General features: G+C 40.0%; 18 protein-coding genes. 5 read left to right on the top strand and 13 right to left on the bottom strand.

Features of this window, described 5'->3' with window-relative positions; genetic code table 11:
* The first annotated feature begins 288 nt into the window (after nt 1-288).
* Complete coding sequence (locus AC570H_RS02845) at nt 289-627, top strand: hypothetical protein (RefSeq protein WP_497351509.1); 339 nt, start codon at nt 289-291, stop codon at nt 625-627.
* A gap of 90 nt (nt 628-717) precedes the next feature.
* Here the strand turns inward: AC570H_RS02845 and AC570H_RS02840 are convergent, their stop codons facing one another.
* The 5 genes from AC570H_RS02840 to AC570H_RS02820 form a co-directional block, all read right to left on the bottom strand.
* Nucleotides 718-1,983 (bottom strand): NAD(P)/FAD-dependent oxidoreductase, encoded by a 1,266-nt coding sequence (locus AC570H_RS02840; RefSeq protein ID WP_497351507.1) that lies wholly within the window; start codon nt 1,981-1,983, stop codon nt 718-720.
* A gap of 197 nt (nt 1,984-2,180) precedes the next feature.
* On the bottom strand, nt 2,181-3,179 hold the full coding sequence (locus AC570H_RS02835) for a 4-hydroxyproline epimerase (protein ID WP_497351505.1): 999 nt from the start codon (nt 3,177-3,179) through the stop codon (nt 2,181-2,183).
* A 5-nt stretch (nt 3,180-3,184) separates the two neighbouring features.
* Nucleotides 3,185-4,666, bottom strand: a complete 1,482-nt coding sequence (locus AC570H_RS02830) for an aldehyde dehydrogenase (NADP(+)) (protein WP_497351503.1) — start codon at nt 4,664-4,666, stop codon at nt 3,185-3,187.
* 27 nt (nt 4,667-4,693) lie between these two features.
* Nucleotides 4,694-5,626, bottom strand: a complete 933-nt coding sequence (locus AC570H_RS02825; RefSeq protein WP_497351501.1) for a dihydrodipicolinate synthase family protein — start codon at nt 5,624-5,626, stop codon at nt 4,694-4,696.
* Nucleotides 5,627-5,791: 165 nt separating this feature from the next.
* Nucleotides 5,792-6,670 (bottom strand): AraC family transcriptional regulator, encoded by an 879-nt coding sequence (locus AC570H_RS02820; RefSeq protein ID WP_497351499.1) that lies wholly within the window; start codon nt 6,668-6,670, stop codon nt 5,792-5,794.
* Between the two features lie 160 nt (nt 6,671-6,830).
* Here AC570H_RS02820 and AC570H_RS02815 point away from each other — a divergent pair, with 160 nt between their 5' ends.
* Entirely contained in the window at nt 6,831-8,606 is a 1,776-nt protein-coding gene (locus tag AC570H_RS02815) for an aminopeptidase P family protein (RefSeq protein WP_497351497.1), read from the top strand.
* A 5-nt stretch (nt 8,607-8,611) separates the two neighbouring features.
* Here the strand turns inward: AC570H_RS02815 and AC570H_RS02810 are convergent, their stop codons facing one another.
* Genes AC570H_RS02810 through AC570H_RS02800 form a run of 3 tightly spaced genes read right to left on the bottom strand, consistent with a single transcriptional unit; the run spans nt 8,612 to nt 13,665 of the window.
* Nucleotides 8,612-10,876, bottom strand: coding sequence for a DUF2357 domain-containing protein (locus AC570H_RS02810; RefSeq protein ID WP_497351495.1), 2,265 nt, complete (start codon nt 10,874-10,876; stop codon nt 8,612-8,614).
* Nucleotides 10,877-10,882: 6 nt separating this feature from the next.
* The gene (locus tag AC570H_RS02805) at nt 10,883-12,610 is read right to left on the bottom strand and encodes an McrB family protein (protein WP_497351494.1); all 1,728 of its coding nucleotides are present in this window, start codon (nt 12,608-12,610) and stop codon (nt 10,883-10,885) included.
* Entirely contained in the window at nt 12,607-13,665 is a 1,059-nt protein-coding gene (locus AC570H_RS02800) for a DNA cytosine methyltransferase (protein WP_497351492.1), read from the bottom strand. The genes AC570H_RS02805 and AC570H_RS02800 overlap by 4 nt, the downstream gene beginning before the upstream one ends.
* Before the next feature lie 404 nt (nt 13,666-14,069).
* On the opposite strand from AC570H_RS02800, the gene AC570H_RS02795 reads away from it, so the two are divergent.
* Both AC570H_RS02795 and AC570H_RS02790 read left to right on the top strand, forming a co-directional pair.
* The gene (locus AC570H_RS02795) at nt 14,070-14,519 is read left to right on the top strand and encodes a hypothetical protein (RefSeq protein ID WP_497351490.1); all 450 of its coding nucleotides are present in this window, start codon (nt 14,070-14,072) and stop codon (nt 14,517-14,519) included.
* A gap of 147 nt (nt 14,520-14,666) precedes the next feature.
* Nucleotides 14,667-15,335 carry a hypothetical protein gene (locus tag AC570H_RS02790; RefSeq protein WP_497351489.1) on the top strand — a complete coding sequence of 223 codons (669 nt, stop codon included), beginning with the start codon at nt 14,667-14,669 and terminating at the stop codon, nt 15,333-15,335.
* Here the strand turns inward: AC570H_RS02790 and AC570H_RS02785 are convergent.
* The 3 genes from AC570H_RS02785 to AC570H_RS02775 all read right to left on the bottom strand — a co-directional run bounded on the left by AC570H_RS02785 (nt 15,325) and on the right by AC570H_RS02775 (nt 17,580).
* Nucleotides 15,325-16,344, bottom strand: coding sequence for a DNA cytosine methyltransferase (locus AC570H_RS02785; RefSeq protein ID WP_497351487.1), 1,020 nt, complete (start codon nt 16,342-16,344; stop codon nt 15,325-15,327). The genes AC570H_RS02790 and AC570H_RS02785 overlap by 11 nt on opposite strands.
* Nucleotides 16,345-16,442: 98 nt before the next feature.
* Nucleotides 16,443-16,943 carry a very short patch repair endonuclease gene (locus AC570H_RS02780; protein WP_497351485.1) on the bottom strand — a complete coding sequence of 167 codons (501 nt, stop codon included), beginning with the start codon at nt 16,941-16,943 and terminating at the stop codon, nt 16,443-16,445.
* Between the two features lie 226 nt (nt 16,944-17,169).
* Entirely contained in the window at nt 17,170-17,580 is a 411-nt protein-coding gene (locus AC570H_RS02775; RefSeq protein WP_497351483.1) for a VOC family protein, read from the bottom strand.
* Nucleotides 17,581-17,746: 166 nt separating this feature from the next.
* On the opposite strand from AC570H_RS02775, the gene AC570H_RS02770 reads away from it, so the two are divergent.
* Nucleotides 17,747-18,727, top strand: coding sequence for a GlxA family transcriptional regulator (locus tag AC570H_RS02770; RefSeq protein WP_497351481.1), 981 nt, complete (start codon nt 17,747-17,749; stop codon nt 18,725-18,727).
* Between the two features lie 414 nt (nt 18,728-19,141).
* On the opposite strand, the gene AC570H_RS02765 is transcribed toward AC570H_RS02770, so the two are convergent.
* The gene (locus AC570H_RS02765) at nt 19,142-21,097 is read right to left on the bottom strand and encodes an OmpA family protein (protein ID WP_497351479.1); all 1,956 of its coding nucleotides are present in this window, start codon (nt 21,095-21,097) and stop codon (nt 19,142-19,144) included.
* A 27-nt stretch (nt 21,098-21,124) separates the two neighbouring features.
* Entirely contained in the window at nt 21,125-22,162 is a 1,038-nt protein-coding gene (locus AC570H_RS02760) for a PorP/SprF family type IX secretion system membrane protein (RefSeq protein WP_497351477.1), read from the bottom strand.
* Between the last annotated feature and the right edge of the window lie 6 nt (nt 22,163-22,168).

Raw genomic sequence — 22,168 nt, 5'->3', positions numbered from 1 at the left:
CTATAGATTTAATATATTATAAAAATATCAAACCTGTTTCAAACAGATTGGGTTCATTTAAAGTTATTTATTGATCATATTGAAATATTAATCTTTAATTCAAAATCAAACCCTAATATTTGGGAAATTAACCTTTCGATCAAATGAAATTTTTAGCCTATACAAAAACCCTTATCCATCATTCCTATGCTTTTTAATTTCCGTTCCAAGAAAAAAATTAAACAGCTCTCTCTCCTTGTTCTTCTCTTTCTAAACCTATCCAGTTACGCGCAAAGCGGCTGCATTATCGTGTTCAGCGCTACAAGCTCTGACACTCGGCTTTATACCAAAGCTTTAGGTACGTTTACCACCTGCAATGGCTACAGCAATGTAGAACAGTTTGATCCGGGCGTCTACACCAATTTCAGCCCTAACTGTACGGTAACCCCAAACCCCTTAAGCTTGGTGATCAGCAGCAATTTCAGAAACTGTATTATCAATTCCAGCTGTGGCGTTAAATCAAGCTTTGTGATAGACAATTGCCCATTAGACAGTTATTCTTTTATTTTGATGATCCTTATGGCGAGTTTGGGTTATTATTTTATTTCGAGAAAATACAGATTTGGCATCAGCGATTCTAAATTTTAATAAACCTGCAAATCGTTATTAAATGGACTATTATTTAACAACTGACTAGGCCAATAGGATTTATTTGCTGTAGAAAGCAATATCTCGACACTAATTAAAGCGTTCAGGTTTAAAAGCATCAACCGATACCGATAAACGTTGCTGTGTTGCCAATTCGGCCACTAATTTGCCTGTGGCTGGACCTAAACTCAGTCCCATCATGCCGTGCCCACCTGCAATGATCAGGTTTTTGAGTTTTTGGCTATAGCCGATATAAGGCAAGCCATCGGGCGAACAAGGTCTAAAGCCATACCAAATCTTATCCAATTGAGGCATTGGAACCTGATGGTCTCTATAATATTGCGGAATGGCATCTACGATCCCCTGTACTCTTTTTTGATTAATTCGTGCATTAATTGGCGCAATTTCCATGGTTCCGCCAAACCTAACCTGATTATTCATTGGGGTTACGGCTACCCTGGCTTCGAGCAACAGAGAAGGATGATGAATTTTCTTTTCTTGCGGATCGACCATAAAAGAATAGCCCTTGCCTGGCATCACTGGAATATTGAGCTTGGCAAGTTTAGCCAATTCGGGCAACCAAGCACCTCCGGTCATCACTACCAAATCTGAAATAAAAATCCCTTTTTCGGTCTTTAACGATTTAATTTCGCCATTATTTACTTCGATCCCTTCAACTTTGCAATTGCTTATAATTTTTACATCCTTATTTTGCAGGTAGCTGATGAGTTGCTGCACCAAAGCATTTGGATATAAATGTCCATCGCAACGGTAATGCACCGCTCCCAATACATTTAATTCGGTATCAGGCTCTAAATCTTGTGTCTGTTGCGCATTGAGTATACCCACATCCAAGCCCAGTTCTTGTGCCTGTTTTGCCATGTGGATTTCTTCATTACCCGTTTCATAATTCTTGTACAGCATCAGAATTCCTTTTTTCTCGAGCCCGAAATCGAGTTCGGATTCTTTAGCCAGGTCATCATATAGCTGTTTGCTCAGCAGATGCAGGTCGCGAAGCGGTACGGCTGAGCGTTCTACATGTTGCAGATTGGCATGTTTCCAAAATTTTATTCCCCAAGAAAGCAATGCCGGATTGAGCGAAGGCTTTACATAAAAAGGGCTTTTGCTGTCGAACATCCATTTAATCCCCTGACTGATCATTCCCGGCGCGGCCAGAGGCACAAAGTGGCTGGGCACAATCATGCCTGCATTGCCCGAAGAACAATTGTTCAGCAAATCGCCCTGATCAATCAATGTTGGTTGATAACCTTGTTTAAGCAGGTAATAGGCCGAACAGAGGCCGATAATGCCGGCACCGATAATTGTTACTGTAGGTTTTTCTTGAGACGAATTCATTTAATGTATGATGGGAAAGGGAATATGGAAGATGTAGGGTTTGTTGATTGAAAAGTTGAAAGGTTATATTATTAAATTGCTATATTATTAAATTCTACCGAGAGAGATTGCTTCGTTCCTTGCAATGACGATTATCATTACTCCAGTCTTGCCACTCGATACTTACTACTCGATACTTGATACTTGATTCTTAACCCCTAAATCACCTGAAATCCGTGTGCATAAGGGTCATCATCGTCGATAAAAATGGTATTATAGCCAGTAACCTTGGCCCAGCCTTCGATGCCTGGTACAATAGCGGGTTTACCAGCAATGGTGGTTTCCTCCTCTATGGTGCCAATAAATTGTGAGCCGATGATACTTTCGTGAACAAATTGATCCCCTTTTTTAAGCTTCCCTTTGGCAAACCACTGTGCCATTCGAGCCGATGTTCCAGTACCACAAGGTGAACGATCAATGGCTTTATCTCCATAAAAAACGGCGTTTCTAGCGCTAGCTTCGGGCGAAATTGTCGCACCAGTCCACAAGAAATGACTTAAACCATTGATATTTTCATCTTCTGGATGGACAAAAGTGTATTTTTCGTTCATCTGTTTTCTGCAGGCCCTGCTCCAACTGATCAACTGATCGGCCGTATGGTTCTCGATGCCTTTAAAATTGGCTTGAGGATCAACAATCGCATAGAAATTCCCGCCATAAGCTACATCCACGGTTATTTTACCCAAATCAGGGCAATCTACTTCCAAAGCCTCAGCAGCTAAATAAGATTTGATGTTAATGAGCTTAACCGATTTTACCTTGCCTGCTTCTTGTACATATTCTACCAAAACCAATCCTGCTGGAGTTTCTAATCTCAGTCTTCCGGGCACTTTCGGAATAACCAAGCCTTCTTCTATGGCAATGGTAACTGTACCAATGGTGCCGTGGCCACACATGGGCAAACAGCCACTGGTTTCAATGTACAACACGCCGATATCGTTTGCAGGATCAATCGGCGGATAAAGAATGCTGCCACTCATCATATCATGCCCACGAGGCTCGAACATCAGTCCTTTTCTAATCCAATCGTATTCTTTTAAAAAATGCAAGCGACGCTCCATCATACTGTTGCCCAATAGTATCGGACCCCCACCTGCTACTACCCGCACCGGATTGCCACAGGTATGCGCATCTATACAGCTGAATGTTTTTTTCATTAAAATTAAATTGGATTTTGGCTTAATTCATTGTTTACGGTTCGCCAAATCTGCAAAGGGTTATCGTTTTTGAGTTCGGCTGGCAAAAATTCATCATCCCAGTTCTGGAAACAAACCGGACGGGCAAAGCGCTTGATGCCATCAGCCCCTACCGAAGTAAATCTGCTATCGGTACTGGCAGGAAAAGGGCCGCCATGCTGCATAGCCAAGCTTACTTCTACCCCAGTTGGTACGTTATTAATGATAAAACGACCGCAGATCTCCTGTACATAATCCAATAATTCCCTATGTTGCCTCAGGTCTTTTGGCGTCGCCATTAAAGTAGCTGTTAGTTGTCCTTCTAGTTTTTTGGCAATTTCGAGCATCTCTGCTTCATTTTGGCATTGAATAATCAAAGAATAAGGGCCAAATACTTCTTCATGCAGTACCGGATTATTCAAAAACGTAGCGCCTGTTGTGGTGGCAATACTAATCAACCCTTCCCCATCGGCGATATTCTGTTCTGTTTGGGTCAACAATTGAACGCCTTTTTGTGCCAATGCCTTGGCCAATTTATCGCTATAGTTTTTGGCAATGCCTTGATGCAGCATCTTGCTTGGCGCCACATTTTTGATTTCTTTTCTGAGTTGCTGCACAAAACGGTCTAAACCATCGCCATCAACGGCAATTAACAAACCCGGATTGGTACAAAACTGACCCATACCCAAGGTAATGGAACCAGCACATTGCTTGGCCAGCGATTCGGTTTCTGTAGCCAATTTTTCGGGCAACAAGAAAATAGGATTGACGCTTCCCATTTCGGCAAAAACCGGAATTGGACTTTTACGTTGATTGGCCCAATCAAACAATGCTTTTCCGCCACTATAAGAACCTGTAAAACCAATAGCCTTCACCGCTGGATGCTTGGCCAAATATTCGCCAGTTTCAAAGCCTGCGCCATATACATGGTAGAAGATCCCTTCTGGCATTTTACATTTTTGAACGGCTTGATCAATAGCCTTGGCCACCAAAGTAGAAGTTTTGGCATGTGCTGGATGGGCTTTTACAATCACAGGACAACCTGCAGCAAACGCACAAGCGGTATCTCCGCCAGCCGTAGAATAGGCAAAAGGAAAGTTACTCGCTCCAAAAACGACCACTGTGCCCAAGGGAACCAGCATTTTTCTCAAATCGGGTTTTGGTGGCGTACGCTCTGGCAAAGCCGTATCAATGCTGGCCTCCAACCAATTGCCTCGCTCTGCAGCATCGGCATAGCTGTTCAACTGAAAAATGGTACGCGTTCTTTCGTTCATTAAACGCGCAGCTGGCAAATTGGTTTCTGCACTGGCAGTTTCAATCAGTTCTTCGCCTAACAGCTCGATTTCTTTGGCAATGGCACGCATAAAATCCGCCCTTTGCTTAAGCGAATAGGTTTTGTATTGATGGTAAGCTTTAACCGAATTGGCCAACAGCCCATCGAGCATGGCTATACTGGTATCTTGATACATATTTCTTGTTTTTTACTTTAAACTAAGTTAAAGAACTGCTACTTCTAAATCCAAATATGCGGGCAATTTTGGTCGGGCTACAAGACCTTCGTTAATTACCTGCTCTACATAGGCACGTTCCTGGCCTTTTAAAACCAAACGTGGCGCTCTCACATGTTCAGAACCTATTCCAGTAGCTTGTGCGGCCAGTTTAATGTATTGAACCAATTTAGCATGGATGTCTAATTCCAATATCGGCAAAAACCAACGGTAAATCTCCAAGGCTTCTGCATAACGATTATTTTTTACCAAACGATAAATGGCCACGGTTTCTGCCGGAAAGGCATCTACCAATCCCGCTACCCAACCATGCGCGCCCAAGGCCAAACATTCGAAGGCCAAAGGATCAACGCCACATAAGATCTTGAAACGATCACCAAAACGATTGATCATTCGGGTTACGTTTGAAACGTCTCGTGTGCTTTCCTTTACCGCTTGGATGTTCTCGAATTTCTCTAATTCTTCGAACATTTCTACAGAAACCTTAATGCCATAATCAACCGGGTTGTTATAAATCATGATAGACAATGCCGTTGCACTGGCTACGCTTTTAAAATAAGTCAGTGTTTCTTCGTCATCGGCCTTATAGCGTAATGGTGGCAACAACATCAAGCCATCTGCTCCAATTTGTTCTGCCTGTTGCGCCATGGCTACGGCATCCTTGGTTACCTGCTCTGCAATGTTCAAGATCACCGGCACTTTGCCATTGATGCTTTTTACACAATAAGCCAATAGCTCGAGCTTTTCAGCGCTGCTTAATGTGCTGGCTTCGCCTAAAGAACCACAAATGATAATGCCATCAACTCCAGCGGCAAGCTGTGCATCGAGGTTTTTCTGAAACAAAGGATAATCTATTTCATCGTTTTCTTTAAAAGGGGTTAAAAGTGCAGGATAAACACCTTGCCAAGCTACGTTTTTCATCAGTTTATAATTTCGGTTTAAATTTGATTGTGGAAGTTGCTGTTACGCCTGCAACTTCTTCATTCAAAAGTAGGAAGCAATACCCTACAATTATTAACCGGTTTTGATGAAGGATTGACGAATTTTAACCTAAAAAATCAATTAGAATTTAAAATAGAGATAATTTCAATTCAAATTCTGTAACAACCGACTAAAATAGGCTTTTGGAGCCTGGCCTTTTACCGACCTGAATACACGGTTAAAATTAGTGATATTGTTAAAGCCGCAAGAATAGGCTACCGTGGCGATGTTTTCGAATTGGCTGCTCGTTAATTTCTTGCAAGCTTCGTTAATTCGAAGCTCGTTTAAAAAGGTAATAAAGGTTTGACGGGTGTGTTTTTTAAAGTATCTGCAAAATGCCTGTGGCGTCAAGTGCGCTTCGGCTGCCACCTCTTCCAGACTGATGTTTCGCTGGTAATTCTGCATCAAAAAGTTAAAGATATGGCCAATTCTTAGTCCCTCACTTTCTGAAAAGCTTGATAATATGGAGGTAGACAATGGTTCCAACTGTCCGCTCCATTGTTGCAGAGACTGAAACAAGTTAAAGAACCTGACCATAATCTCTATATTTCCAGCATGTTGAACAACCTTCATCTGTTCGATGATACTCGCTTGATGGGCAACGGGAACCTTAAATCCATTTTGATGTTGCTGTAAAAACGTAGCCAGCCACTGCATTTCGGGCAGAGCTAAAATAGGTGCCAATTTCCCCTTTGGATCAAAGAAAATCATTAATGATTGGATCTTCAACCCGCTTTCTTCCTCAAAATACTCTGGATTGCTTTTTAACAAATGCGGCTGGTTCGCACCCAAGAGATATACGTCGTCTTTTTTAAACGCATACATGTTGTTGGCCACCATCAGGGTTCCCTCTCCCTGCTTGATCCAAATGAGTTGCGCTTCTCTATGGCGGTGCAGGTAAGGATAAAAATGGGGCATATCGTCTTCCTGTACAATTACCGTACGATCATGCGCCACAGGAATGGTAAACTGGAGGACTTTCATCTGCAATCAAAAATCAATATTACCTCAAAAAATCTAAAAAATCATATTTAAAGGTTAAAATTTGTCGAATAATTGAAAGCAGTATGTCAAAAATCCGCTGATAAATGCCATAAACTCTTTTTTTAATTTCAATTCAATTCTTTTTCGTTTAGATTTGCGCATGACATATCCTGAAAAACTGAATGCAATCCGCCAGCAGATGAAGGCCGACGGTGTTGACGCCTACATTATTCCATCGGCAGACCCGCACATTAGCGAATACCTGCCAGATCATTACAAATGTATTTCTTTTACTACCGGCTTTAAAGGTTCGGTAAGTACGGTTGTCATTACCCATGATTTTGCTGGTTTATGGGCAGATTTCAGGTATTTTGAGCAAGCCGAAGAACAATTGCAGGGAAGTGGCTTTGAGTTAGTGAAGTTGAAGGTACAACATGCCCCAGAATACATCCAGTGGCTGGGCAGCACCCTAAAACAAGGGGCTACGATTGCTTTTGACGAGAAGCTCGTTTCTATTTTGCTGGGCGAATTGCTGCAGCAGCAACTGGCCTACAAGGGAATCCGTTTTGAAAATAAGGATTACCTGAACCCAATTTGGGAAAACAGGCCCGCACTGCCTAAAGAACCAGCCTTTTTAATTGGCGAAGAATATACAGGCCAATCGATAGCCGATAAACTAGCTTTGGTGAGGGCTAGCTTAAAACAAAACCATGCCGACAGCCATTTGATTTCTTCCTTAGATGATTTGGCTTGGCTGTTCAACCTTCGTGGCGCTGATGTAAGTTACAATCCGGTGGTTTTGGGTTTTGCGCTGATCACACCTAGCCAAGCCACTTTATATATACAGCATGATAAATTAAATGCAAGCGATAAAGCTACGTTAAGTGCAAATGGCGTGGAGTTATTAGGCTATGATACCATTGCGAAAGACCTGCAGTTTTTACCTGCTGATAGCACTATTTTGATCGATCCAAAGCGTAATTGCTTTGCTTTGTATAAGCTGATCCCGAAATCGGTTAAGCGTGTATTGGAAACCAATCCTTCAACGCACCTCAAAGCAATGAAAAACGAGGTTGAAGTAGAAAATACACGTAAGGTAATGCGCAGAGATGGCGTTGCGATAACCCAATTCTTAAAATGGGTTAAAGAAAACGTAGGCAAAATCGAAATGACCGAACTTTCGGCCGCTGCTCAGCTAAGCTCATTCAGGGCTGCACAGGAAGGATTTATTGGTGAAAGTTTCAATACCATTTCAGCTTACAAAGCGCATGGCGCTTTGCCGCATTATGCTTCAACCGAAGCAAGCAATGTAGCCATTAAGGCCGAAGGCTTGTTCTTGGTAGATTCAGGTGGCCAATACCGTTATGGCACTACCGATATTACCCGCGTTATCCCGATGGGCAATATTACTGATGAAGAAAGCACAGACTATACCTTGGTACTGAAAGCGATGATTGAAGGTTGCAAAACACGTTTCCCTAAAGGCACTTGTGGCTACCAGATTGATGCAATTACCCGGAGGCCAATGTGGGATTATGCATTGAACTATGGGCATGGTACCGGCCATGGTGTAGGCTACTTTTTAAACGTGCATGAAGGTCCGCAGGTATTTAATGCCACGGCAACAGCCATTCCTGTTGAACTAGGGATGATCACCTCGATAGAACCAGGGATTTACCGTCCGGGCAAACATGGGATCCGCATCGAGAATTTAGTGCTGACCATCAAAGACCAAACCAACGAGTTTAATGAGTTCTATGCTTTTGAAGCATTAACCTTGGCTCCTATTGATACTACGATTGTAAAGAAAGAACTGTTAGAACAAGGCCATATTGATTGGCTTAATGCTTACCATGAAAGGGTTTACGATTCTTTAAGTCCTTTGTTGAACGAAGAAGAAAGGGAATTTTTGAAGGAGATGACAAAGAAGATATAAGTATACTATTTTACAATAGTTCTCATCAATTCAGCGAGAGTTGTAGAAAAAGGCATGGAAGATTCCCTGCCTTTTTTATATCCATTTAGCTGTGAAATGTCCCAAACAAGGTTTTTAAATTCACTATCCGTATTTTTTTCAATCGTATAAACTAAATAAAAGTCTGTACTTGGATTTGGATACGATCTTTGCAACATATCTGCTTTCGAAAAAATCTTTGGCCCCTCTTCTTTTAATCTCAATAGCATACCCGTTTTTAGCTGACTAGGACCATGAAGCAAGAGATATTTGGCACCAGTTTCAATCGCGCTCAACCTTATACTTCCCCTATTGTCATCAATTCGAATATTGTAAAGGTCATTTTCAAATATCCAATCTTTCTGCTTTTCTTGAAAAAAACCTACCAAAACCGAAGTTTCCTCAGGCAACAACCCTCTATTTATTCCATAAGTCTCTGGCAGAGCTTCTAATAATTCATCATTTGGCTTATGCAGATAAGTTTTATAGGCTGTAAAGGCTATTTTTTCGCGTTGGGTTGTTCTATTTAAAAAATGCCTAATTACTTCGCTTAAAAATTCTTTCAAAGCCAATGTCCCATCGTATCTTTTGTCTGGCCTAATTGCAAATGCGCCTAAACCAGGCAAGACCTCATGAAATCCACTTCTACGATAGGGCTCTGTTTCGTTCCCGGGATATAGTACATAAGCTCCCCCCGTTCTTTTTATTGCATCTTTATAAGCATGCATTTTTAGCAAATCTTCTCTTTTAAAGCTTTTGTTTTTATCATTGAATTCATGACCTTCCTCTAAAGAGTCATCACCAATAAGCTGAGAAAGGGTTTCGACTCTGTATTTTGCATCAAAGTGAACATGAACGATCGATTCTTCTTCTTCCGCTTTCGCTTGGCTTATGGTAGCAGGCCAAATTGAAAGCGTATAATCCGGACGCATGCTTTTAGTCCAGCTTCCGGCATGTTGATATACGTCTCCGCTTGTAAATGATCTGTTAAAACTAAATTCAACATTTAGGTTTCTAATATCATTTTTAAAAACACCTTTAACTGCAATATGATTTCCATGTTTTAATTGTAACCCTAAATTATCATTTGTAGATTTAATTAGCTCTTTTAATTCATTAGGCTCAATATTAAACAACTCTTTAACCAAATCAAGAAGTTTAAAGAACAGCCAATATTCGTAAAGGGTTGCCACATCACGTTTTCCTGCAGCATATACATCATCCCCACCCTTCCAAATTAGCTTTGCGGCAAGCTCAAACATTAACCAAGCTTTTAATACTTCTCTGTAGCCTTCTTTTCTCTGTAATATTGGACTATTAAGCGGAATAGAATTCATGTTCGATACCTCTTTAAAAACACTGTGATTAAGCAGTTGTTCCAATTTGTCTACAAGAAAAGTTGCTTCCGATCTCAATCTCGAATTAGGAGTAGCATTAAGCACTATTTTGCCTAATAAATCTAGAAAGGATTCAAGTGCATACTTTACGAATCTATTTTCTGAAGTATCTATTGACTCTTTCTGGTTTAAGCCAATGATCTTTTGAGGAACTGAATGAATTATATTTTTTTCTGACAACCTATGACTATTAGACAAGTTTATCCTGTTTGATGAACCAGCCAGTTGCCTTATACTTTTATGATCTAATCTCTTACAGCTCCTAATGTCTTTCTCTGCTTCGGTTGCTATCCATTTTGCAACAGGATTTATTAAAATTTTATGGATCGCCTCATTAAATTCATCTGAATCTAAAACCGATTTTATAAAAGCAAAACGTTGATAAATCGTTTTCCAATCTTGAACAAAATCAGCAGTTATATTCTGACTTACAGGTGACGAGTGCATGAATACTAGATCAACACACTGCTCGGTGATGTCTTCTAACATTGTCCGATAATCTTCCCTATACGCTGTTTTTACAGACTGAACCTCTAATTTAAGTACACCTACTATTTGCTGAGCGTAACAAATATCTACAACAAGTGTACCTACGTAAATATTTGGCACTATTCGGCCACAATTTGGATGATGTTTTGAATTCTTAATTAAAGGATTATTCGATAATTCATACCCTTTTGGCAAAAGATACTCATAAGCTTGGCCTTCCTTTATTTGAATTCTTGCCTCCCCGTTTTCAAATGCTTCCTCCTGTCCAATTGCGATAATAGATTGCATTTCGTTCTCACTCCATAAACTAAATTTTATAGCTGATTTATTTTGCAGTTCTATATCAAAATCTAAATGGGATAGCATTCTATATTAAGCTTCGGCATAACTGGTAAACCCGTTATCCATTAAATTAAGATACATCCTTACGATCTTTTCTAATGAGATAGGAAATTTGGCGATTTCATTATAATTAATATCATTTTTCGAGTTCAATACATCAAGGATATTATTACCTTCAAGCAAACATAAGGAACCTAAATTCTCCAAAACTGGCGCTATTTTTTTTCGTGAACCGTGAACCTTAGGAAGTAATTTTTGCATAATCGCCAAATCCATAATACTATTCAATTCACGGTCATTATCTAAGTGTTGCAAAACCGAACCTAAACGAAGTATTTCGCTTGCACTACGATAACCGAACTCAGCCCCTACCTTTTTCAGTTCCTTAAAGAACTGGAGTAATTGCTTAACAAGCATGTCTTTGTTGATTACGTCAAGAGGGGTCGACTGTGAAATCGTTACAAAAGACTCAGCCATTCCAGACCCATTGCCCAATAAATCGCCTAATTCAATTTTTGTTGCTTCGCCTAAGAATCTTCTCATTTCTTCATCTGTTACTCTAAATTCGATAACATTTGCTCTATCTAGTACTTTTGGGCTAAACATGTAGGTAGTCTCATCAATATTTACAGTCCCAACGATATATAGATTTTTTGGAAGCTTAATTTTTTGAGGTACTGGCTTAATCTCTTTATTAGAATGCAAATCAATCCACGAGTCCGACTCCATTGCACTTAAAAAATCCGCAAAGTATCTTTCAACGTGGCTCAGGTTCATTTCATCCAAGATCAGAAAATAAGGCTTTTGTGAGTTTTCTGGTTTATTGGCTTCAAGAATAAGGCTTAAAGCTCCGTTTTGGGGCATTACGTAGCCTTCATTGTCTAAAGCATTAGGAAATCCAAGCAAGGGCTCTCTATTTGTCCAATCTGCACCGACAGAAACTATACTGTACTGACTTTCATTTTCACAAAGCCAAGCAGCAAACGAATGTGCCAGTTTGGTTTTTCCAGATCCTGATAAACCTGTCAGAATAACAAAGGGTTTGGTTAATAATGCAGATGCAAAACGAGCCACCAATTCTTCACTAAATTGAAGTCCAATTTCTTCGGTAGCCTTATGAAAATGTTCATAATTAAAGTCAACAAGAAGAACTTCAGATGCTTCCTTAGGCTTTTCCTCATGAATTTTGCTTTCCTTTAATAAAGGTATTAATTCTGGATGATCAGATAACAGGTAGGTTAAATCAGCAACATATGATTGACTAACATTTACTAGACCTGAAAGATGTAATATTGGAGAAACATAATAATCAGTTCGATCTATTGTTTTACTTCCAAACCACCAAGAATAGTCAGATAGAAATTTCTTGAAAAAGTCTCTATCTAGAGTTTCTCTCAAAACGTCATTTATTCTTAAAAGAAAAAAATCGGATATAATTGACTTTTCCTTTATTTCTGCTAATACTTTCTTGTCATTAGTAGATATGAATACTCTTTCTGCTATTTGTTTATATTTCTTAAGCTCTATTAAAAAATCTACAAAATAACTAGCAACGATAAACCATTGGTTTGGGAATATTATTGAAAGATTTTTGGGCGTCTTAATGACACATGTAAATTTATTGTAAAATACCTTATTGGCAGAAGATTTTGAAAACTCCTCTTTAAATTTCTCACTTAATATTATTTCCTGATTAAAATATTTGTCAAAAGCTTCTTTTGATCCTAATCCTATTTTGTTTAAGTCTTTTAAATTCATAAAAGTTGCTTTTTTATTTCTTGAGCAATGGTTTTAACGACTGGTACCGATACACTATTTCCAAATTGTTTATAGGCTTGCACATCTGAAACAATGATACTGAAACCATCATCAATTGGATAACCTTGTAACAAACCTGCTTCTTTTGGCGTTAGTTTTCTAGGATTCATGCCATTTTGCTCGATAAGTATTTCACTTCCATCCTTATAATATCTCGCTGAAATTGTATTAGTATATGCGCTTTCTTCATTAAATAAGGAGAAACCAAAACCATTTCCTTTTTCTTTATGTTCAGCCAATCTTCGTAAATGACCGGCATATAAGCGATCAGATATAGTATATTTATCCGCCACTTTAAATTCTAACACATCCCCAACCTTAACAGGTTTAGCCATCTTCTCTAAATTTTCTTTTTCAAAGATCGCATGATTATGTCTATCTAAGCCAAAAGGAAATTTGAATTCAGAAGTATCTTCTTCATCCTTTAGCCATGCCACTATAAATATTCTCTGTCTATTTTGAGGTACTCCAAAATTTCTTGAACTCAAAACTTCAGAACGAACGTTGTATCCAAGGTCATCTAGTACTTGTAAAATCTTCTTAAATGTTTTACCCTTATCGTGGCTTTTAAGTCCCTTTACATTTTCTAAAAAAAGTACTTTTGGCGGACATCCCTTATCTATTTTATGTTTAACTATATCAGCTATATTAAAAAACAAAGTCCCTCTGATATCATCAAAACCTTTTCTTAATCCTGCATTTGAGAATGCCTGACACGGAAAACCTGCACATAGCACATCAAAATCAGGAATTAAATCCACATTTGCATCATTTATATCAGAATTAAAATTATTTTCTTGAAATAATTCTGGTGATATTTCTTTAAAATTATGTTCATAAGTAATTCTAGCATATTTATCCCATTCACTAGCAAATACACACTTCCCTCCAATATTATGCATAGCCAAGTGAAACCCACCTATACCTGCAAATAAATCTATAAACTTAAAATCTTTTGCTTTTTTTCCTTTAGTTACTTTTTTCTGTGTGCTCATTAAATATCATCCATTCTGCCCAATACTACTCTTTAAATACATATCTAAAAACTGCTAGACAAATCGCATTAAAAATATAAATTTTTTAATTGATAGAGCTGAAAAACTTACTTCAAAATATCTTAAAACATCATATTATATGTTTCTCAAAACTCTTCAATTTCCCCAAACTGTGGAATCCACATCGAGTAAATAATTCCCCATATTTCCCCGTTTATTTAAATTGAAAACTCGTTGGGGAATTATCATAAAAAGATATTTTGAGCAATTTTTTAACCCTACATGTATGTTTAAACATGAATAGAAGCCCTAGCTGAAAATCCCATGACAAACTAGCTTAAGGTCTTATTTGCGCTGGCCTATAAGTTGTCTATTGGGTGTTACAACACGTAACATCCCCAGTCATGAAATTTTTAAAATACTTAGCCATCATTACTCTTTTTGCTTCTCTAAGCCAAACTGCTTCAGCTACTGTTATCAGTGCATATGGTTGTAGAATTGGCGATGCTGTATATGGAGACAAAATGGGCACTACAAATTGGTATGGTACAAATTATGATGTTTACAACAGAAACGGCACAAAATATAATGTTGATTACAATCCAGGCCAGCAATGTGACTGGGTTGAAGATTACAACATTTCTAGTGCAGGTGGCCAATGCTGGGTTAATACTTTCGTAAACCCAAACAATAATGACACTGGTGTTGGTGGTTATGGTACATATGTTCATTACACTGTAAATACCTGTACTCCAATGAACCTTCCCCTAGACGATTACACTTGGGCAATCTTGCTAGTAGTTGGTGGTCTTGGTGCTTTCTACATCAGCAAAAAAGGCTTATTGGCAGCTTAATCTATTCTGGCGCTTACGTGTTTTCTGAATTTGGCTTATCTTTAGGAGCACTAGCCTAATGAGATGCCCAACTTTCAACAACTTCTTTTTACTCCCCCATTAACTTATACTACTAATCGTAAAAGGATATTTGATTCTTTGTTTAGCTTGAATGAGTTTTTACCCCAAGCTTTCGATTTTGCCTACACCATGTGCTTTACCAATGAAGGTCACCACAGAAATACAAGATCTGGAGGCGAAACCCAACGGAGCCAAGGCGAGCTTTTTATTAATACCCTGCAAGGGAAACTAGCTGAATTTGGCATCTACCAACAATTTAAGACCCATGGAATAGACCTTCCGTTACCAGACCTCCACGTTTTCGGCAAAGGAGTTTGGGACGATGGCGATTTTGAATGTTACGGAAAGAAACTCAGCATTAAATCGGGCGCTCATTTTGCCAATCTCATGCTCTTGGAAACCAAAGATTGGGATGAAGAAGGCAATTACATTCCCGATGGTTCAAGCTACGATTTCTTCATTTTATGCCGTATTAAGCCCGATGGAAAAACACTGCTGGGCAAAACTTTAAACAAGGAGAAGGTCGACTACGAAACCTTAAAAAAGCTCGTTTTTGCTGAGAATTGGCAATTCGACATTGCTGGTTGTATTGGAAAGGGCGAGTTGCAACAATTGATCAAAGATGGCTTTATCCTGCCCCAAAAAGCGCTACTCAATGGCAAAATACCTATGGACGCCAGCAACTATTATGTGCAAAGTGGCGATATGCATACTTTTGAGCAGTTGCTTAAAAAACTGAACTCGACTAAGCAATAGTTGCTTTTTTCTTTCCTTTAGCTTTTTGACCTGTTGCATCTGGAGAACCTTGCACTAATGCCTGCTTAATATTGGCCGCAATCCTGGCGATAACGGGTACGGTTACCGAATTACCTGCTTGTTTGTACAATTGTGCTTCTGAAATGGCGGGCAACTTAAAATCTTCGGAAAAACCCTGAAACCTGAAACATTCTTTTGGGGTCAGCTTCCTTATCCCTTCGTCTGTTAAAATGATAGGCACATTGTGTCCACCCATGCCCATGTTGGCGGTTAAAGTAGGGCAAACGTTCTGTTTGTTCTCACGTACATAATGCCTGCGCCATTGATAAACCGTAGCTTTCGACCTGATATTTTGCGCTAACTCGTTATGGATCATTTTATCTGGTCCGTAATAGTATTTAGGAGCGATCTCTCCAGAAATGATCAAATCTCTGATTTTAACCGTTAAAGGCAAGGGTTCTGGAAACTGGAAATATTTTCCATAAATATCTTCGCCCTGCTCGTTGTTTTTAAACGCTACAATATAAATCCGCTCTCTATTCTGAGGAATATTTCCAAAGTCTTTAGAATTGAGCACTTTGGTAAACACGGTATAATTTAGGGCTCGAAGTGTTTCTATAATTACCTTAAAAGTATTGCCCTTATCGTGCGAAGTGAGGTTTTTTACGTTTTCGAGTAATAAAACCTTAGGTGCCAGTTCTTCGGCATATTGAATAATCCTAAAAAAGTGATTGCCACGCTGGTCTTCAAAGCCTTTGCGGTAGCCTGCAATAGAAAATGGCTGACAAGGAAAACCACCTGCCAATACATCTATAGGATCAAGTGTTTTAGGATCAAGTTCAAATACATCGCCTTCATGGAGCTTATGCTTAAAATTTTCGCGATAGGTGATACAGGCATACTTATCAAATTCATTGGCCCATGCCAACTCCATTCCTGCATCTATAAATCCTTGACAAATGCCACCAACGCCTGCGTAAAGGCTACCTACCTTAAATTTCTTGCTCATATTGTTCGGGGGAACCAATCAGGTCGATTGGCAATCGCCTAAATTAAAATTTTAATTTCAATCTTTTTCAACATTTTGTCTGAAAGAAGCAATCTTCATTATTCATTGCTCGGAACCCGCCCTGTTTGCTCTGCTTCAATATACAGCATGATCTGGTTTACGCAGGCTTTTAGGTTTTGTTTGACTTCATGCTCCCAAAAACGCATCACATTGTAGCCCATCAGGTTAAGGTTTTCATTGGCAAATTTATCGCGTTGCATGTTCCTCTCTATCTTGGGGATCCAAAAACCAAGGTTGCTTTTGGGCTTTCGCTTTGCCCATTCGTAGCCATGCCAAAAATCGCCATCTACAAAAATGGCCAATCGGTATTTGTCTATCACAATATCGGGCTTACCTGGCAAATCATTTCGGTGCAAACGGAAACGAATGTTGGCTGCCCACAAGGCCTTTCTGAGTAAAAGCTCGGGAACACTGTGCTTGCCCCTAATTTTAGACATGGTTTTACTCCGTTGCTTTGTGGTATAAAATCCTGCGCTTTCCTCAAATTTGGGCACCTTAATCACATCTTCTTCTGGTATTGGATAAGGTTTATGTTTCATTGCCGATCGTTTGCACTACAAAGTAAACGAAAGTATTTGGAAATTGTTTGGCTTGGCAGTTTTGAGTTTTGAGTTGCCAGTTAGCAGTTGCTGGTCCATAGTCCATAAATCGTCATTGCGAGGAACAAAGCAATCTCTTTCGATAAATTCTCTTTTATACTCCCCAATGATCGTTATACTGGACTTGATCCAGAGTCAAATTCAGGATGACGCTTCTAAAGAAAAACTAACGCTTATCATAATTCAAAAGCCACCTCACGCCAAACCGATCGGTTACCGAGCCGAATACCGCTCCCCAAAAATTAGCTTCCAAGGGTTGCGTAGCTTCGCCTCCTATGGCCAGTTGTTGATAGTACTCTTCCAATTCCTGCTCTGATTGGCAATTGAGCATGAGCGATACCGCATTGCCCGAAGTTAAACCTTCATTAGCAACCATATCCGTTGCCATGAGCACCAAATTATCTTTCCGCAAGGTAGCCTGGATAATATAAGACTTCATATTGGCGGGCAGCGGGTCGCTTAAGGGGCTTTCTCCGACGGTCTGAAAATCTAATTCGCCTCCCAAACAGCTTTGATAAAAGGTCATGGCCTGCCTGCAGTTGCCATTAAAAGTTAAATATGAATAAAGCTGTGCCATCTGCCAAACCTCTTAATTAGATCTCAAACGCAGTTTAATACTGCTATTTACCCCACAAAATTAGCGGGTATAGCCTTGTTTCGAATAGTGCAGAAAAGACAATTGCAGGGGTTGTTTGCGACAAAGTGTTGCACTATATTTGTTTCGGCAAAACCAATATCCCCCAATGAAGCACATCTCTATACTTGTACCCGAAACTGCTGTAATAGAAGCTATTGCAGACCCCAGGTATTTATTTACCACGGTAAACGAATTTCTAACCGCATCAGGGAAGGCTCCATTGTTCAATGTGCAATTGGTGGGCATGAAGAAGGAGATGAGGCTGAACAACAATCTTTTCTCGGTACATACCGATGCCTTAATCGGCGAACTTCCCAAAACAGACTTGATCTTTATTCCGGCATTAAGCGGCGATATGGCTAGAGCAGTAGAAATGAACAAGGAACTGCAACCTTGGATTGTAGAGCAATACCACAAAGGTGCAGAAGTGGTTTCTTTGTGTCTAGGTGCATTTCTATTGGCTTCTACAGGATTACTCGATGGCAAAAAATGTTCTACCCATTGGCATCTATCAACAGATTTCAGGGCAATGTTTCCCGCTGTAGAACTGGTGGATGGCAGTATCATTACTGAAGAAAAAGGCATTTACTCGAGTGGAGGCGCCAATTCTTACTGGAACCTCTTGCTTTACCTGGTAGAAAAATATACCGATAGGGATACTGCGATTTTGGCTTCTAAATATTTTGCCATAGATATTGACCGGGAAAGCCAATTGGCTTTCATGATGTTTCAAGGTCAGAAAAAACACAATGACGAGGAAATTAAAAAGGCACAGGAATTTATCGACGAAAACTACCAGGACAAATTAACGGTAGATCAACTGGCCGATATGGTAGCGCTGGGCAGAAGAAGCTTTGAACGCCGTTTTAAAAAAGCCACCAATAATACGGTGATCGAATACATACAACGAGTAAAAATCGAGGCAGCTAAACGCAGTTTTGAATCGAGCAGGAAAAACATTACCGAAGTGATGTTTGATGTGGGCTATACAGATACCAAGGCCTTTAGGGATGTTTTTAAGAAGATTACCGGCCTTACACCTATCGACTACCGCAACAAGTACCATAAAAAAGTGTTGGTTTCTTGAGGGAAGGGGGAGTTTAAAGTTGAGAGTTCAAAGTTCAAAGTTGAAAGTTGAAGGTTCAAAGTTGAAGGTTGAGGGTTCAAAGTTGAAAGTTCAAGGTTCAAGGTTGAAAAGTTCAAGTGGAAGGTTGAGGGTTGAAGGCAGAAGGTTGAATCTATTTTAAGGCACTATAAACAACAAAGCCCGACTTGCGTCGGGCTTTGTGGCTGTTTCTAATTGTCTCATTTTAAATTATCCCCTGATAATTTGTCAATGACGATAAGAATTAATGCCACGAATGCAATTGCTATAACTGCGATGGCAAGAATCTTCATCTTGTTAGCTTTCATCCTTAATAAACGCTCTTAGATCCAATTATGACAGCTAAATTAACAAACGCCCGAGCTCAACCAGGCGCTGCTAATATCTTCTATTGTATTAATATTTCAAAATTTTAAATTCGGTACGGCGATTGGCTTGGTGTTCAGCCTCTGTACATTTTACGCCGTTACTGCATTTATTAAGCAATTGGGTTTCTCCGTAACCTTTTGCCACCATTCTGTCTCTGGCTATGCCCCTGCTTACTAAATAATTCACTACAGATCTTGCCCTGCGTTGCGATAAGTCTAGGTTGTAGCTATCTACGCCCCTGCTATCGGTATGCGATCCTAATTCGATCACCAACGTTGGATTATCTCTCATGGTGCGCACCAATTCGTCGAGAATTTTTGCAGCATCAGGCCTGATGTTATCCTTGTCAAAATTATAATGGATGTTTTGTAATGCGATGGCTTTGCCTACCTCATACAATGGTTCCAGTTGCAATTTTACATCAAAAGTTTGAGATTTTGTAACACTTTTAGTAGAAATAGTTGTAGAATCTGCATAAAATTTCTCTTTCTGTGCCAATAACTGGTAATCTTTACCCTGCTCTAGGTCGAACAAGAAGGTACCTTGTTCGGTGCTGCTTTGGCGGGCCACCACTTGGCGACCCGCACTAAATAACGTAACTGCAGCAGCTGGGATGATCTCTCCAGACTTTTTATTAACCACATTTCCTTTTAGGACCAAAATCACTTTTGGCTGCTCTCCCCTGTGGCTAAAGCTATAAATATCGTCTCTACCTGCACCACCTTTACGGTTGGATGAAAGGTAGCCTGTTGTTAAATCGTCGCTATTGCTAATGGTTAGGTAAGCAAAATCATCAGCAGGCGAGTTTAACGGGTATTTGAGGTTTTGAGGCTTTGACCAGTTCTCTTTACTGCCTTTGGCACTAAAAATATCCAATCCACCCATGCCCGGCCAGCCTGTACTTGAGAAATACAAGGTACCATCCGCAGCAATCGTAGGAAACATCTCTTCCTTTGCAGTATTGATGCTCGGACCTGCATTTTTAGGTTGCCCCCATGTTTTGTCGTCTTGCAGTTCAGCATACCAGATGTCTGTTCCTCCTAGCCCACCCGGCATGTTAGATACAAAGTACAAGGTTTTTTCATCCGGACTTAAAGCCGCATGTCCAACCGAATATTTCTCTACATTGTTGTAAGCAAAAGGCTGTTCAACCCATTTTCCGGCCAATTGTTTAAAGAAATACAGCTCTAGGTTATTGGTGTTGTACTTGTTCTTGCCAATGGTACTTACTTCTAAAGTTTTGCCGGTTGTAGTTCTGGTTACGTAAAGTACCGAACCTAATTTATTGGTTACCACCGGACCAATATGGTATTCGCCTTTGTTATAGATGATCGAATCAATGGTTGCGCCTGATAGGTCGTTCTCCTCGTTTTTGTTGGCTGTAAAAATGCGCAGATAAGGGCGACCGGTACGGCCATATAGGTCTTTTAAAGATTTACGGCTAGGTTCTCCAGTAAAAAATACGCCTTTTTGATAGGGAAATACGGAGAACTCAGAAAGCGGCGTGTTTACACCTGCCTGGTTTTTGATCTGATGTGTGGTAGGGTTTGCCAACCATACTACTGCCGAATCGCAACCTGCAATATCTACGCTTACACGCGCCTGATCGCCGGTGGTGCTTGCATATTGTTGCAATACCTTTTTGGCTTCTGCATATTTAAGGTTCGATTTTAAGGCTTCGCCATACAACATCAGGTTCTCAGGCTTGCTTTCGGGAACCGCTACTACCCTTGCGTACCAATTCTCGGCAGCTTCATAGTCTTTCAGTTTCACATAGCAATCTGCCAGGTTCTCCAAGTCTTCCAGCTTAGGTTTTTTCACATCTACCAGCTTTTGAAAAAGTCCGGCAGCCTGAAAATATTGATATTCATTATATAACTTCTTAGCTCGATCGCGAAGGTTGAACTGTTCTTGCGCAAATGAAGCATTTAAACTGGCTCCCCAGGCAATCAAAGTGGCAATGATGATATATTTCTTCTTCATAATTCTATTTATACGGAATAACATCCTTTAAAAAAACCTTGGACTTAGCAAACGATTAAGCGATCTAGGGAAGGTAATGCCCAAAGTCAGCTCGTGCGAACCCGATTGTACCGAGCTCAGCTTGTTCAGCATGTAATCATAAGAATAGCCAATCCTCAAACGGTTGCTCACATTAAACTGCACTACGCCCGAAATCGAGTTTACATTGGTTAGCGAAATGTTCTTGCTGTAATCTTTGTTCCATAGGTTTAAGCCGGTACGGTACGAACCGCCTAACCAAACCCTATCGTTAAAAATGAACATCGCACTTAAATCTAAACTGGTTGGCCCTTTAAAATCCTCCTTGATTAAAATGCTTGGCCTCAGCCTCACATTATCAGACAGGTTATTTAGCATCCCTGCAATAATATACATGTGGCGTTTACGCTTCAAGTTATCGGTTGTTCCGGCATCCCACCTAAATATGCTGTTGGAATTATCGCCAGAAAGCAAGTCCATTACAGAAGCACCTACATAGAAGTTCTCGTTGTAATAGTACACGCCAAAACGTGCATCGGGAATGTAGCTGTTGATCTGTCCGCTTGGTAAATTAGGGTCGTTGGCATCTACCGGATTTAGTTTGGTGCCATCAAGGGAATAATTGGTTACTCCCAAAGCCAAACCAAAACTCAAGCGTTCGGTGTCTTCGGCATTTAGCCTTAAACGATAGGCAAAATTGGCATAAGCCGATGCCGACGATTGTGCACCAAGTTTATCGGCCGAAAGCTGCAAACCCACGCCCATTCTTTTGGTTACCGGATCTACCACTCCATCTATCGAAACCTGTCCGGTATTTGGCGCTCCGTTTAGGCCTGTCCATTGCGTACGCAAGGCCATTTGGCCAAACCATTCTTCCTTATAACCCGCATAGGCCGGGTTTACGCTCAATGCATTGAAAATGTATTGGGTAAACTGGATATTTTGCTGCGCCCTTGCAGGTGTTAAACCCGCAAGGATGAAGCTTAAGCCAATGATTGTTGTTTTGATATAATGCTTTTTCATAATTTCTACTCTTGAATACCTCATGATAAA

The organism is Pedobacter sp. B4419, from assembly GCF_059693725.1.
This window is presented reverse-complemented; position numbering and strand designations above follow the sequence as displayed.